We start from the raw sequence: 14056 nt of genomic DNA on the forward strand, positions 1-14056 counted from the left end.
TATACCTTTGTGGTTTGCATTGTAAGGCGCTGGACTATTTATTAGTATCGCTACTTATGTCGATATCAATAGCGCAGCACTTATTTTGAATATTAAAGAGGCCGCTTTAAGTCTAAAGTAAATTGCTCTACTAGTGATAGCTCGCAGGTTTTATAGGTTATTGCGGCGCTCAAAGCGTTAGGTAACTTTAATGAGTAGCGCCACTGGCAACTATGCTTAATATAATTTTCGTTACTGGCAATGCTTTTTATAAACAGCTGTAAAATTTGCGTATTGCCAGTTTCAAATTCTAATTTGTTTAACTCAAATTTGCGCTTTTGGATCCAAGTATTTTGTAGTTGTTTAGCTGTATTTAACTGATCATCTAGGCACTGAATGTAACGCTTAGTAACCTCTGGTGTTGCTTGAGCAGGTAATTTGCATGTTTGCTGGGCAAAGCTTACCGAGCTAAAAAATAATAAAGTTAAGCTTAATAAATAAATTATAAGGTTACTTTTTTTCATGGTAATTAAACTCTAGCATAAACTTGGCTCCGCCTAATTGCTCAGACTTAGAAATTGTGAGTAAGCCACGATACGACTTAACTAAGTCAGATACGATTGCCATACCCACACCATGGCCGCTTTCGTAGGTATCTAAGCGTGTGCCTCTGGTAAGCAGAGATTCGCGTTTGTCTTGTGGTACACCTGGGCCGTCGTCGCTAATACTAATACACAGGGTTTTACCTTGCGCTACTTTAATGGTTACTTGCGAGCGACATGCTTTACAGGCGTTATCAATTAAATTACCAAGTAATTCCATTAGGTCGGTTTTATCACCTAAAAAGTAATCTTTTTTACCTACTTTACAGTCAAAAATAATATCTTTATCGCGGTATACTTTACCCATTGCGCTTAAAATAGAGTCTAAAACAGGTTTAATAACGGTTTGTTTTTTCCAAGTGTCGGAAGCACCTGTAGCAGCACGCTTTAATTGATGCTCGATCATCACATTGATGCGATCTAGTTGTTCTTGTGCATCGGCATCATTTGCCAATGGACTCGACTTTAGTACTGCCAATGGTGTTTTAAGTGCGTGGGCTAAGTCGCTTAATGACGCTCTGTAGCGCTCTTTTTGGCGTTGTTGCGACTCAAGTAATAAGTTTAAATCAGCTTTTATTGTTTGTAACTCTACTGGGTACAAGCCTTTTATTTCTTGTATATCACCAGACTCTATCGCTTTAATTTCTTTATCTAGGCGCTGTAGTGGGCGGGCACTCCAAATAAAACCAATTGCCATTAACCCAGCAATTGCTATTCCCATTATAAACATCCAGTCAACCAGTGTTTGTTTAAAGCCATCCATAAGCTTTACTAACGCGTCGTTACGTTTGAGTAAAATAAAGCGTGCTTGCTCAGACTGATCAATATTATTGAGAATAACGGTTAAGCTTAATTGCCAATAGCTGGTGTTATTATACTCCACACGCCTAAAGTCAGCGGCGCCGGCTTTGGGCTCAATATATTCTGGCGTAAAATTAACATTCACCGCCGACTCAGAATACCAAATAGGTACATCATCGCGGTATATCATTGCGTAGGTATCTGAATTTAAATTATTAAGCTCGGGGGTTAAAATAGTGCTGGGCATAATAATGCCGCGCTCTGTAAAGTCGACTTCAGAAATTAGGGAGTACAGATGGGCTTCGAGGTTTTTTTCTGTTGCATCAACCAAAGAGGCATAATAAGCGGTGCCTATAGAGTAAAACAAAATAGGCAGAGCGACTAACAAAACAAAGACAAGGATAAATCCTTGCCTTATTTTTAACGATATTTGCGGTGCTACCACTGGCTTTTAAGCCTGTAGCCGCGTCCTCGTAGTGTTTCTACAGGATTTAGTACGCCTTCAGGATCTAATTTTTTACGTAAACGCAGTACAAATACTTCAATTACGTTCGAATCAAGGTCAAAGTCTTGGTCGTAAATATGCTCAGTAAGCTCTGATTTAGAAATTACCTTTTGCGGATTAACCATGAGGTATTCTAGTACTTTGTATTCGTATGCAGTTAAGCTTAACTCTTTATCGTCAACCCACACTTGCTGCGAGCGAGTATGAATTTTAATTGGTCCTGCTGTCATTTCTGGGTTTGCTTTACCTGCGCTGCGGCGAATTAGTGCATTACAACGGGCAATTAGCTCCTCAACATGAAATGGTTTTGTTAGGTAGTCATCTGCACCGGCATCTAAGCCTTCTACTTTGTCTTGCCAACGATCGCGCGCTGTTAGTATTAAAATAGGAATGGTAATGCCTTGGGCACGGGCTTTATTAATAAGCTCAATCCCGTCTATTTTAGGTAAACCTAAGTCAACCACAGCCATGTCTAAAGGGTACTCAGTGATATGAAAAAGACCCGCTTCACCATCGTGGCATAAATCTACGCTGTAACGTTCTTTTTCTAGAGCATTACGCAGGTTATCTGCTAAGTGTAAATCATCTTCTATAACTAAAATTCGCATCAATCAATCCTTTTTCACTTCGCCAGTTTTTTTATTTATTTTTAAATCTACGACGTGGCCGTCAGATTTTAAAATTCGTACAGTATAAAAATTTATTTTTTCGGTAATTTTTAATGTCGTACCGTCAGTGGTTTCTTTTGCAAGTACTACCGCTTTCTTTTTGCTTATCTCAACGCTATTAACCTTGGTTATTGTATTAGCTTGCAGCGTATTAGCAAAACAAATACAAGCGAAAAAGTTGAGGGTTAATAATACGCGCATGACGGGACTCCTAGATCAGACCTACTCAGTTTAATAAACTGAGTTACCAAAATTCAATTAAATACTTAATAAGAATTTTACGGCAACAGTTTAATAATTAACGAGTGAACAAACCCTGAATTTTATAGTGAGATCATTCAAGGTTAAGTACATGTGTTATTAAGCAGGGAATACTTTTTTATATGGTTTAACAATTGAGTTTTCATATACGCCAGCCGCAACATAAGGGTCGGCTGCTGCCCATTCTCGGGCGGCCTCTAAAGAGTCAAACTGAGCAATTACTAGTGAACCGGTAAAACCTGCATCACTTGGGTCTTCATTATCGATAGCCGGAAGCGGGCCTGCAGTCAGTAAACGGTTTTGCGAATCAAGTTCACTTAAGCGTGCAAGGTGCGCTGGTCGGGCCTCTTTACGCAGTGCTAAGCTGTTTTCAACATCGATTGAATAAATCATGTACAACATAAAGAATCTCATAAAATTTGTTAAATTTAGTTAAGTGTATACTAGCATAGCGTTGAAAAATGGTGAATTAAAAGTGTTTACAGCTTTGTTTACAGTGAGAATATTTTTTTACTGTGTAATTGCTTGAAAAGCGCTGTGTAACACTGTTAGAGTCCCATGGATAAGATAAATAATAACAAGGTTTATACATGAGTGAAAATAGAGAGCACTTTAGCTCCCGCCTAGGGTTTATATTAGCAGCGGCGGGCTCTGCTGTGGGCATTGGTAATTTAGTGGGCTTTCCTGTTTCTGCAACAAAAAACGGTGGTGGCGCATTTTTGCTCGTCTATGCCTTGTTTGTCGCATTTATTTGTTTACCCGTAATGATGGCTGAAATGGCCATGGGCCGTAAAGCGCAAAAAGATCCCCTAGGTTCATACAAAATATTGGGTAACAATGACACAAAATGGAAGTTGGCTGGCTTTTTAGCTGTATTTACTCCTTTTATGATAGCGGTTTTTTATATGGTTATTACCGTATGGATTTTTGGCTATTTAACGCAAACCGCACTTGGTAATTTAGATTCGTTGGCAAACCCTGGACACTTTGGGTTGTTTATTAATAGCTACACAGTATTTGCTTATATGGCAGCTGTGGTACTTGTTGTTAACTTAATTTTGTTAGGTGGCGTAAAGCAAGGAATAGAAAAAGCGGCTAAATTTTTAATGCCGGCATTATTCGTCATGTTAATTGTGTTAGTGGGTTATGTATTAACGCTAGATAACGCGATGGCAGGTGTTAAGTATTATATTATTCCTGATTTTTCTAAAATGAATGCCAGTGTGTTAAATGGTGCGTTAGCGCAAGCATTTTTCTCATTATCGCTTGGTATGGGTATTTTAATGACGTATGCGTCTTATATATCTAAAAAGGACGACATTGTAGGCAGTGCAAAAATGGTCGCGATTACCGACTCATTAGTTGCGTTTGTTGCAGGTTTAATGGTGTTACCGGCTATTTTTAGCTTTGATCCAAATACAGACCCAGCAACGCTTTCTGATTCATCAGTATCGATGATATTTGTATACCTTCCTAAAATATTGTTAGCACTGCAACATGATATTGGTTACTTTGGTGCATCGGCAGTGGCATTCTTATTCTTTTTATTAGTATTTTTTGCTGCAATTACATCACTCGTTTCTATTGTAGAAGTACCTACAGCAACATTAAGCGATCGCAAAGGCATAAGCCGTAAAAAAGCATTGGGTATTTTAACCTTAGCCACAGGCGTACTTACAATCTTATGTACTATGTCGTTTGGTATGGTAGATAGCTTAACGTCGTTTACGGGTTACGGCGGTGAAAGTAAAAGCTTTTTTGATGTAGTTTACGATGTATTTTACGACACCATTTTACCGCTTAACGGTTTAATGGTGTGTTTATTTGTAATGTACCGCTGGAAAAAAGCAAATTTAAGTAAAGAGTTGAGCATAGGCTCGCCTAATTATGCAGGCAGCTTTATGGAAAAATATGTTAACTTTTCGCTTTCAACGTTTATTCCAATTATTTTAGCGACTATATTTATAAACACAGTTGCAACTAAGTTTTTTGGATTGAAATTATTTGGTTTTTAAAAACTGATTAATATTAATTAAGCCGCGTATTTCGCGGCTTTTTTATGTCTGAAATAAATGTACAGCGAATATTAATTGTATTAACGCTGCAGGGTTGACTTGCGTCCTTGTAAGCCTTAGCCTCCCTGACTTTATTTTATATTATGGTTAAATTCCCACGCTTAATTAATTTCATTATGCGTGTATTTAGGAGTATTCAATGAATAAAGCACAACTAGTTACCGCTATGGCTCAAAAAAGTGAGTTAACTAAAAAAGACGCACAAGCAGCACTTACCAGTTTACAAAAAGTAATTACTAAGTCGCTAGCAGAAGGGGATCAAGTTCAAATAAACGGTTTTGGTACTTTTGCATTAAGCTATTACCCAGCACGCACTGGGCGTAATCCACAAACCGGTGCTAGTATTGAAATTGAAGGGGCTAATAAAGCGGTGTTTAAGGCTTCTAAAACGTTAAAAGATGTTCTTTAATTTTATTCTCCATTAAACACTTTATTTATAAAAACAAAAAAGGGCATTTTAAAAATGCCCTTTTTTAATTTCCGTTGTAGTTTATTAAAGCGCTGTAGCAGCTTTCATTTTAGTTACAAAGGCTTTTAATTGTGTGGTCATGGTGGGTAAATCATCAAGGTTTGCTTCGATAATTTTAACCACTGCCGAGCCCGAAATAGCCCCCGCAGCACCGGCATTTAATGCGGCTTTTACATCATCAGGCGTTGAAATACCAAAACCTAATAGTGCTGGTGCGCTATGGTATTCTTTTAATTTAGTTACAATGTTGCCCGCTGGCATTTGCGCTTTTTCGTCAGTGCCGGTAACTCCCGCACGCGACAGTAAATAGGTGTAACCTCTGCCATACGATGCGCATGCACGAAGCGTGTCGTCATCAGCATTAGGGGTGGCAATAAAGATAGGGTCTACACCGTTTGCCATGGCTGCCTTTCTAAATGTTTTTGACTCATGCAGTGGCACATCGGCCACTAAAATAGAGTCTACGCCGGCGGCTTTAGCATCTTTATAAAAGGTGTCTATACCGCGCTTAAAAACTAAGTTTGAATACAGTAATAAACCAATTGGAATATCTGCATTGTACTGGCGTATTTGTTTAATAATATCAAAGCAGTCTTGGGTGTTAATGTGTACATTAAGGGCGCGAATATTTGCTTTTTGAATGACTGGTCCATCTGCGATTGGATCTGAAAACGGAATACCTAACTCTAGGGCGTCGGCGCCACCATCAATTAAACTTTTAATAATAGCAATACTTTGCTCTTTACCGGGGTCGCCAATAGTTACAAAGGGTACAAATGCCCCGTGTTTTTGCTCATTTAGGGCTGCAAACATTTTACCGTAGCGATCTGTTTTTACTTGGCTCATATTTGACCTCCTTGCGACAATACATTGTGAACGTGGGCTAAGTCTTTATCGCCTCGGCCACTTAAATTAACCACTATAATGCTTTCATCAGTTAGCGCTTCTGCATATTTAAGTGCATAAGCGAGGGCGTGGCTAGATTCGAGCGCCGGAATAATACCTTCATTTTTGGCAAGCGACTGAAAAGCGTCTAGTGCTTCGGTGTCGGTAATGGCTACATATTGTGCACGACCTGTTTCGTGTAAAAATGCATGTTGCGGCCCAACAGCTGGGTAATCAAGGCCGGCAGATACAGAATACGACTCTTCTATTTGGCCGTCGTCATTTTGCATAATATAGGTGTAAGTACCGTGCAATATACCTTTAGTGCCTTTACAAATAGTAGCACCGTGCTCGTGTGTATCTAAACCTTTACCAGCAGGCTCAACACCAATGAGCTTTACACTTGGCTCGTTAATAAAATCACTAAACATACCAATGGCATTAGAACCGCCGCCAACACAGGCAATAACGGCATCAGGTAGGCGACCTTCAGCTTTTAGCACTTGTTGTTTTGCTTCTTCACCAATAATTTTTTGGTATTCACGCACAATAGTTGGGAATGGGTGTGGGCCCGCTGCAGTACCAAGTAGGTAGTGCGCATCTTGATAATTTGCTGACCAGTCACGTAGTGCTTCGTTTACAGCATCTTTTAATGTGCCTGAACCCGCTGTTACCGGAATCACAGTCGCGCCCATTAGCTCCATTCTAAATACGTTTGGTTGCTGGCGTTCAACGTCTTTTGCACCCATGTAAATACGGCATTTTAAACCCAGCAGAGCACAAGCAAGTGCTGTAGCAACACCATGTTGGCCTGCACCTGTTTCGGCAATAACCTCTGTTTTACCCATACGTTTAGTTAATAACGCTTGGCCAAGTACTTGGTTAGTTTTGTGCGCGCCACCGTGCAGTAAATCTTCACGCTTTAAATACAGTTTAACCTTTGGGTTTTTAATTAAATTACGCGTTAAAGTAAGTGGCGTAGGGCGACCCGCATACTCGTTAAGTAATTTTGAAAGCTCAGCCTGAAACTGTGGATCTTTTTGTGCTTTGTTAAATTCGTTTTCTAACTGCTTAAGCGCAGGGACAAGTAGCTCGGGTACAAACATACCGCCAAACTCGCCAAAATAAGCTGGATTTTTCATTTTAACCTCAATAATTTCTAATACTTGTAAATGCGTTTTGTAATTTGTTAGGGCACTTTTTACCCGGAGACTGTTCCACTCCAGAATTAAGGTCTAGCCCTAAGGCGCCTTGAAAAAGTGCCTCTTTAATGTTCTCAGGATTTAAGCCTCCAGCAAGCATAAAGGGGGTGGTGGCATCACGTAGCACCGACCAATCAAATGTTTTACCTGTACCGCCAGCTTGGGTGTTGCTGTGGGTGTCGTACAAAATGCGATCAACACCATGTACTGGAGTCGGCAATGCATCTTTTATTGCCTGTGCTTTCCAAATTTCGCAGTCGCTAGGTAGTTGTGTACGCAAGGTGGTAATGTAATCGTCACTTTCTTGACCGTGTAATTGCACTGCCGCCAATTTTAACACACTTGCGTACTGGGCTACTTGCTCTATAGGCGCATCTACAAATACCCCAACAAAGTTAAGCGGTGCACTTTGGCTAAGCTCTATGGCGCAGTCTAAGTCGACATAACGAGGCGACTTAGAATGAAAAATTAACCCGCCATATACGGCGCCACTTTCATACGCTGCAAGCGCATCTTGGCTGCGCGTTAAGCCACATACTTTGTTATCGCCTAATATAACTCTTTTGCAGGCTTGTTCTAAATCGCGTTCGCTCATAAGTGAGCTGCCAATTAAAAAGCCATCGCAAAGTGGCGCTAATCGTTTTACGTCTTGGTGGGTGTAAATACCCGACTCCGAAATAACGACTTTATTAGCCGGAATAAGTTTACGTAGCTTTTCGGTGGTGGCTAAATCTGTACTTAAATCGCGTAAGTCTCGGTTGTTAATGCCAATTATTTTAGCATCAAGGGCAAGCGCACGGTGTACTTCTGCTTCGTTACTTACCTCAGTTAGCACCGACATATTTAACGAGTCAGCAACGCTATGCAATGCTTTATAGCTTTCATCGTCAAGTACTGAGAGCATTAATAATATAGCGTCGCCGCCATAAATACGCGCCATATATACTTGATACTCGTCTATAAAAAAATCTTTGCAAATAAGAGGTTGCTCTACTTGGCTACGTACAAACTCTAAGTAATCAAAGCTACCTTGAAAATACTTGGTGTCGGTTAGCACGCTCATACAGCTGGCATACTTTTTATAAACCGAGGTTATTTCTGTTAAATTAAAAGGTTCTCTAATAAGCCCTTTAGACGGCGATGCTTTTTTACATTCTAAAATAAACTGAATGCCAGGGGCTGCAAGTGCTTTATAAAAGCTGCGAGTTGTTGGCACCGCAAGGTGCTTAAAGCTATCTAGTGGGCGAGCGGCTTTGCGCTCAATTAGTTCTAATTTTTTATCAGCAACAATTTTGTCTAATACATTAGCCATTACTTACCTCAATAATTGCATTTAGTGTGTTCATGGCTTGCCCTGAACTTAATAACGTGTGTACTTGTTGTGCGCCGTCTTTTAGCGATTGCGCTTTACCACTTAGGTATAACAGTGCGGCCACATTAACAATAATAGCGGCATTATGCGCTTCATCACCCTTACCTTGCAAAATAGCAAGAGAGACATTAGCGTTGTATTGTGGGCCTTCACCGGTTAGTTGTTCAAGTGAATAGTTTGCAAGGTCAAAGTCACTTGGGTTAAGCGTATACTCGCTAATGTTGCCATTATTTAGCTCAACCACAGTAGTTGGGCCGTGCAGAGCAATTTCGTCGGTGCCAGAGCCATGTACTATCATTGCGCGCTTGGTGCCTAGGGTTCTTAATGTTTGTGCCATAGGTAGGCATAAATTGGGGTTGTATACCCCGAGTAACTGTACTTCAGGCGCCGCTGGATTTACCAAAGGCCCTAAAATATTAAAAATAGTGCGTGTTTTAAGGGCAGTACGTACTCCCATTGCGTGGCGTACGCCTGGGTGGTACTGAGGTGCAAACAAAAAAGTAAAGCCTGTTTGTTCTAAGCAATTTGCCGCTTGTGCTGGCGTCATTTCAATATTGATGCCCAATGCTTTGAGCAAATCGGCAGAGCCTGAGTTACTCGAGACACTGCGATTACCGTGTTTTACCATATTAATACCTGCCGCGGCTGCAACAATAGCAGCGGTAGTGCTAATATTAATTGTATTAGAGCCATCGCCACCGGTGCCGCAGCAATCAGCAAGTTGGTTACGGGTAGTATTAAAGGCGAGCGCATTTTCTCGCATAGACGCCGCAGCGCCAGCTATTTCATCGCTGATTTCGCCTTTTGATTTTAACGCTATAAGCAGTGCGCTAAGCTCAATATCACTCATGTTACCTTGCATTATTTCATCAAACAGCGCTTTAGATTGCGTGTAGCTTAATGATTGGTTGCTTATCAGTTGCTCAATTGCAGTTTGAATGCTCGCATTGTGCATATTAGCACTGAGAACATTAATGTTTTGCTTGGTTTGTATACTCATTATGTTCTCCTTTATTGGCTAGCGGTTAAGTAGGCAATGCTTTGCTGTAATAGCTGCGCGCCGTTTGGGGTTAAAATAGACTCAGGATGAAACTGATACCCTAAAACATTGTCATCATGATGATAAATAGCCATAGGAATATCTTGGTATTGGGCAATTACTGCAATATTATCAGGCACTTTAGTGGCCATTAAAGAGTGATAACGCGCTACGGGCATAGTGCTGCCCATACCGTTAAATACTGGGTGTTCACCTAAATCAATTATTGACGATTTGCCGTGTACGGTTTCCCCAGCATGGCCAATTACGCCGCCATAACTTTGGGTTAAAGCTTGCTGGCCTAAACAAATACCCAGCATAGGGAAGTGACCTTTGGTAAGCGCTATTAAATCCATTAAGCAGCCTGCATTACTTGGTGTGCCAGGGCCTGGGGAAAGTACTAATAGCACTTGGCCTTGTTCTTGGCGCATTTTATTAAAAATAACCTCAGCGCTAATATTGTTTCTGTAAACAACCAGTTCACAGCCAAGCATAGTTAGCTCGTCAACTAAGTTATAGGTAAACGAGTCAAAGTTATCTAAAAAGTAAATTTTAATTGGGTGTTGCTGGCTCATGTTAACCCGCCTCGAAAGTAGATTTAATAGCGGTAATAACCGCTTGTGCTTTAGCACGGGTTTCGTTTGCTTCTGACTGCGGATCTGAATCAAATACCACTCCGGCTCCGGCTTGCACGTAAGCAATATTATTTTTTACAAAAGCTGAGCGAATAACAATGCAGGTATCCATAGCGCCATCACCGGTTAAATAACCTACAGCGCCACCGTAGCTACCACGGCGTTTACCTTCGGTTTGGCGCACAAGTTCTGCAGCGCGTACTTTTGGTGCACCAACTAAGGTTCCCATGTTCATACATGCTTGGTATGCGTGTAGTGCATCAAGCTCTGGCTTTAGCGTGCCGACAACGCGCGACACTAAATGCATTACTTGAGAGTAGCGGTCTACTTTTAATAGCTCTTTTGCAAAGCGCGTACCGGCTACGCTAATACGGGCAACATCGTTACGGGCTAAATCAACTAGCATTAAATGCTCAGCGCGCTCTTTTTGATCGTTTCTCAGCTCAAGCTCGATGCGGCTATCTAAGTCTAGATTTATTTGACCATTCGCAAATTTGCCACGCGCTCGAGTACCTGCAATTGGATACACTTCGACCTGTTTTGATGCCACAGTGTATTTAAGTGCTGACTCGGGTGATGCACCAAATAAAGCAAAGTCTTCGTCGCGCATATAAAACATATACGGGCTGGGGTTTTGCTGTTTAAGTTTGCTGTAAGCATGAAGTGGATCGGGGCAAGGCAGCGAGAAAGTACGCGAAGGCACAACCTGAAATATATCGCCATCTACAATATTCTTTTTAAGCTTAATTACTTGTTCGCAGTAAGTTTCGTCGCTTATATCAATAGCAACATCGCATTCGCCGCTTTGCATCTTGGCGCTAAATTGTGCAGCGTTATCGCATAAGGTATTTAAGCGCTCTAACTCTTTACCTACTTCAAAGCAGTTTGCATGTACGTCGGGGCCATTAAATACATTACCAATAAGTTCTGTGGTTTGTTTTTGATGATCAATTACCACTAGTGTTTCGGCTAAATAAAATACGTAATCGGGGCAGGTGTTTTCGCCGTCTGGCACATCACTTAACTGTTCAAAATTGGCTACCATATCGTAGGCAAATACACCGCCTAAAAAAACCGAAAAAGGATTGTTGGTGGTGCTTTTAATACTGTTAATACAGGTGCGCAGTGCACTGAATGCATTATCGGCAACCAACTTACTCGCTTCGTCAATATCATTGTTTGAGCTTAAGTACGCAAGCGTTAATGTTGTCTCGTTTAGAGTGGCTTCGCAGCTTTTTACATTGGTTTGTAAATAGCTTAGTAGCTGTTGCCCATTATTTGATTGCGCTGTAATCGTTACGGTTTTACCCTGGCATACAATACGCAGTGCGCAATCAACTAAAATTAAACTTTTAACACTGTCTTTAGACTCAATTTCAGCCGACTCAAGCAGTAGCGAATTTGGCTTATCAAGTGCGCTATATAGTGCAAGCGGGCTACTAATATAGTCGCGTACTTGCGTAATGCTGGTTACTTCACCTGGTGTGGTAGTTATGTGACTAAAAATCAAACCTCATTCCCTCAAAAAAATAAAACCCCGCAATGCTGTGCAATGCGGGGTTTAAATAACGATATCTAAATTACAAACAGATCATTACCGTCCCGCTAAATTAAGCGCCACCAACGATGTGTAAGAGTAAGATTGTTATTCATGTTTTTTAGCCTCTAATGCTTTTTATTTTTTCCAGTCGTTACTGGTTAAAAAGATACGTTTAAATAATAATTATAAAATTTAGTGATAAAAAAACCCGCACAGTTGCGGGTTTTGAATATTTGTTAGACACGACAATTCATCACCCGGAAATTACGAGTGCCACCACCAAATAGTGTTTAAAGTAGAATTGTTCATTATTGTTAATGCTTATAGTGTCTTTAAGTGGCTACAGTAAAACGTATCATATGCTTTGATGTCAAGTGTTTATTTAAAAACAATTTAGTTAAAAAACTTGTTATACTAATTACCGATACTTTCCACACTTAATTTTAAGTAGTTTTCTTTTGATAAAATATGATTTACATAGCCATACAACACATTCCGATGGGCAGCTAAGCGTTGCAGAGCTATTGCATCGTGCTGTTGATAAAAATATAGATGTGTTTGCTATTACAGATCACGATACTGTGGCTGCCATAAAGCCTGCTCAGCATATTATTGATACCGAAAACCTACCATTATCGCTGATCACTGGAGTTGAAATATCAACCCGCTGGGAAAGCTTTGAAATTCATATTGTGGGGTTAAATATTGATACTGAAAATTCAGACCTAACGGCTTTATTGCTAGAGCAACAGCAAAAACGCGAAACTCGCGCGTTAGAAATAGGTACACGCCTAGCTAAAAATGGCTTTGATGATATTTACGAGCAAGCAAAAGAGCTTGCAAAAGATGCGCAAATTACTCGCGCGCATTTTGCTCGCGCTTTAATAGCACGCGGTGTTGCAAAAAACTTTCCCGGGGTATTTAAAAAATACTTAGGGCGCGGAAAAACCGGTTATGTACCAAGTAGTTGGTGCGATATGAAAACGGCTATTAAGGCGATTCATGCCGCTGGTGGAGTGGCGGTTTTAGCTCACCCTAGCAGTTATCAAATGTCTAATAAATGGCTACGCAAATTATTGGTTGAGTTTAAATCTGTTGGCGGAGACGCAATGGAAGTTGCTCAGCCTCAGCAAGCACCAAGTGATCGTCAATTTTTAGGCGAGTTGAGCCGTGAGTATGATTTGTTGTGTTCACAAGGGTCTGATTTTCATTTTCCGACAAGCTACTTAGAGCTTGGTAAAAATCTATACTTACCTAAGGATTGCCGCGGCGTTTGGCAAGCTTGGGAAAAGCAAGAAGGAGCAGCAACATGAGTCAACTATTTCATATTCATCCAGAGAATCCACAATCAAGGTTAATTCAACAAGCTGCCGATATAATTAAGCAAGGCGGCGTTGTTGTTTACCCTACAGATTCGGGGTACGCCATAGGGTGTAATATTGGTAATAAACAAGCAAAAGAGCGTATTGAGCGTATTCGTGGCATAGAAAAACACCATAACTTTACCTTAGTGTGCCGCGATTTATCTGAGCTTTCTACGTATGCACGCGTAGATAATCAAACCTTTAGATTAATAAAAAACAATACTCCTGGGCCTTATACTTTTATTTTTAAAGGCACTAAAGAAGTACCAAAACGTTTATTAAACGACAAGAAAAAAACCATAGGTATACGCGTTATAGCGCATCCTATTGCGTGTGCATTGCTAGAGGAACTTGGCGAGCCACTCATGTCGTGTTCACTTATTTTGCCAGGTGAAGAATACACTGAGTCAGATCCAGATGAAATTATTGAGCGATTAGATAAACACGTAGATTTAATTATCCATGGTGGTTATTTAGCAGAGCAAGCAACCACAGTGGTTGATTTATCTGAAGATGAAGTGCAAATTTTGCGTGTTGGCTGTGGTGATACTAGTCCGTTTGAGTAAAAAATAGTGAACGAAGAAAACACCAAACCAATAAGCACCCCCATTGAAAAGCCAGTGCAGCAAAAGCTGCCACTGGCTTTTTTACATGGTAAA

15 protein-coding genes are annotated in these 14056 nt (G+C 40.6%); 4 read left to right on the forward strand and 11 right to left on the reverse strand.

Features of this window, described 5'->3' with window-relative positions:
• Positions 1-92: 92 nt before the first annotated feature.
• The 5 genes from PNIG_RS07405 to PNIG_RS07425 all read right to left on the reverse strand — a co-directional run bounded on the left by PNIG_RS07405 (position 93) and on the right by PNIG_RS07425 (position 3218).
• Positions 93-503, reverse strand: a complete 411-nt coding sequence (locus PNIG_RS07405; protein ID WP_086995569.1) for a hypothetical protein — start codon at positions 501-503, stop codon at positions 93-95.
• Complete coding sequence (locus PNIG_RS07410) at positions 490-1827, reverse strand: ATP-binding protein (protein ID WP_011327965.1); 1338 nt, start codon at positions 1825-1827, stop codon at positions 490-492. The genes PNIG_RS07405 and PNIG_RS07410 overlap by 14 nt, the downstream gene beginning before the upstream one ends.
• Entirely contained in the window at positions 1821-2495 is a 675-nt protein-coding gene (locus tag PNIG_RS07415; RefSeq protein WP_007375447.1) for a response regulator transcription factor, read from the reverse strand. Before PNIG_RS07415 ends, PNIG_RS07410 begins: the two co-directional genes overlap by 7 nt.
• Positions 2496-2498: 3 nt before the next feature.
• Positions 2499-2756: a PepSY domain-containing protein gene (locus PNIG_RS07420; RefSeq protein WP_089368168.1), complete on the reverse strand. Its 258-nt coding sequence runs from the start codon at positions 2754-2756 to the stop codon at positions 2499-2501.
• A gap of 159 nt (positions 2757-2915) precedes the next feature.
• On the reverse strand, positions 2916-3218 hold the full coding sequence (locus PNIG_RS07425) for a YciI family protein (protein ID WP_058373227.1): 303 nt from the start codon (positions 3216-3218) through the stop codon (positions 2916-2918).
• A gap of 188 nt (positions 3219-3406) precedes the next feature.
• Between PNIG_RS07425 and PNIG_RS07430 the strand changes: the two genes are divergently transcribed.
• Both PNIG_RS07430 and PNIG_RS07435 read left to right on the forward strand, forming a co-directional pair.
• Complete coding sequence (locus tag PNIG_RS07430; RefSeq protein ID WP_011327968.1) at positions 3407-4831, forward strand: sodium-dependent transporter; 1425 nt, start codon at positions 3407-3409, stop codon at positions 4829-4831.
• A gap of 199 nt (positions 4832-5030) precedes the next feature.
• Positions 5031-5300 carry an HU family DNA-binding protein gene (locus PNIG_RS07435; protein WP_089368169.1) on the forward strand — a complete coding sequence of 90 codons (270 nt, stop codon included), beginning with the start codon at positions 5031-5033 and terminating at the stop codon, positions 5298-5300.
• 84 nt (positions 5301-5384) lie between these two features.
• On the opposite strand, the gene trpA is transcribed toward PNIG_RS07435, so the two are convergent.
• The 6 genes from trpA to PNIG_RS07465 are packed head-to-tail and all read right to left on the reverse strand — an operon-like array spanning position 5385 to position 12003.
• Positions 5385-6206 carry a tryptophan synthase subunit alpha gene (trpA, locus tag PNIG_RS07440; RefSeq protein WP_089368170.1) on the reverse strand — a complete coding sequence of 274 codons (822 nt, stop codon included), beginning with the start codon at positions 6204-6206 and terminating at the stop codon, positions 5385-5387.
• Positions 6203-7387, reverse strand: coding sequence for a tryptophan synthase subunit beta (trpB, locus tag PNIG_RS07445; RefSeq protein WP_011327971.1), 1185 nt, complete (start codon positions 7385-7387; stop codon positions 6203-6205). Before trpB ends, trpA begins: the two co-directional genes overlap by 4 nt.
• 7 nt (positions 7388-7394) lie before the next feature.
• A complete protein-coding gene (gene trpCF, locus PNIG_RS07450; RefSeq protein ID WP_089368171.1) occupies positions 7395-8759 on the reverse strand; it encodes a bifunctional indole-3-glycerol-phosphate synthase TrpC/phosphoribosylanthranilate isomerase TrpF in 1365 nt (454 codons plus the stop codon).
• Entirely contained in the window at positions 8752-9819 is a 1068-nt protein-coding gene (gene trpD, locus PNIG_RS07455) for an anthranilate phosphoribosyltransferase (RefSeq protein ID WP_089368172.1), read from the reverse strand. Before trpD ends, trpCF begins: the two co-directional genes overlap by 8 nt.
• Before the next feature lie 11 nt (positions 9820-9830).
• On the reverse strand, positions 9831-10433 hold the full coding sequence (locus tag PNIG_RS07460) for an aminodeoxychorismate/anthranilate synthase component II (protein ID WP_041454404.1): 603 nt from the start codon (positions 10431-10433) through the stop codon (positions 9831-9833).
• Position 10434: 1 nt separating this feature from the next.
• Entirely contained in the window at positions 10435-12003 is a 1569-nt protein-coding gene (locus tag PNIG_RS07465) for an anthranilate synthase component 1 (RefSeq protein WP_011327975.1), read from the reverse strand.
• Positions 12004-12491: 488 nt separating this feature from the next.
• Between PNIG_RS07465 and rnm the strand changes: the two genes are divergently transcribed.
• Positions 12492-13346, forward strand: coding sequence for an RNase RNM (rnm, locus tag PNIG_RS07470; protein WP_011327976.1), 855 nt, complete (start codon positions 12492-12494; stop codon positions 13344-13346).
• The gene (locus PNIG_RS07475) at positions 13343-13963 is read left to right on the forward strand and encodes an L-threonylcarbamoyladenylate synthase (RefSeq protein ID WP_011327977.1); all 621 of its coding nucleotides are present in this window, start codon (positions 13343-13345) and stop codon (positions 13961-13963) included. Before rnm ends, PNIG_RS07475 begins: the two co-directional genes overlap by 4 nt.
• Positions 13964-14056 lie beyond the last annotated feature (93 nt).

The organism is Pseudoalteromonas nigrifaciens (assembly GCF_002221505.1).
In the GTDB taxonomy this organism is placed as follows: Bacteria; Pseudomonadota; Gammaproteobacteria; order Enterobacterales; family Alteromonadaceae; genus Pseudoalteromonas; species Pseudoalteromonas nigrifaciens.

Coding starts and splice junctions, on each gene's coding strand:
- PNIG_RS07405 (WP_086995569.1), bottom strand. CDS start 503: ATGAAAAAAAGTAACCTTATAATTTATTTATTAAGCTTAACTTTATTA.
- PNIG_RS07415 (WP_007375447.1), bottom strand. CDS start 2,495: ATGCGAATTTTAGTTATAGAAGATGATTTACACTTAGCAGATAACCTG.
- PNIG_RS07420 (WP_089368168.1), bottom strand. CDS start 2,756: ATGCGCGTATTATTAACCCTCAACTTTTTCGCTTGTATTTGTTTTGCT.
- PNIG_RS07425 (WP_058373227.1), bottom strand. CDS start 3,218: ATGTTGTACATGATTTATTCAATCGATGTTGAAAACAGCTTAGCACTG.
- PNIG_RS07430 (WP_011327968.1), top strand. CDS start 3,407: ATGAGTGAAAATAGAGAGCACTTTAGCTCCCGCCTAGGGTTTATATTA.
- PNIG_RS07435 (WP_089368169.1), top strand. CDS start 5,031: ATGAATAAAGCACAACTAGTTACCGCTATGGCTCAAAAAAGTGAGTTA.
- trpA (WP_089368170.1), bottom strand. CDS start 6,206: ATGAGCCAAGTAAAAACAGATCGCTACGGTAAAATGTTTGCAGCCCTA.
- trpB (WP_011327971.1), bottom strand. CDS start 7,387: ATGAAAAATCCAGCTTATTTTGGCGAGTTTGGCGGTATGTTTGTACCC.
- trpCF (WP_089368171.1), bottom strand. CDS start 8,759: ATGGCTAATGTATTAGACAAAATTGTTGCTGATAAAAAATTAGAACTA.
- trpD (WP_089368172.1), bottom strand. CDS start 9,819: ATGAGTATACAAACCAAGCAAAACATTAATGTTCTCAGTGCTAATATG.
- PNIG_RS07460 (WP_041454404.1), bottom strand. CDS start 10,433: ATGAGCCAGCAACACCCAATTAAAATTTACTTTTTAGATAACTTTGAC.
- PNIG_RS07475 (WP_011327977.1), top strand. CDS start 13,343: ATGAGTCAACTATTTCATATTCATCCAGAGAATCCACAATCAAGGTTA.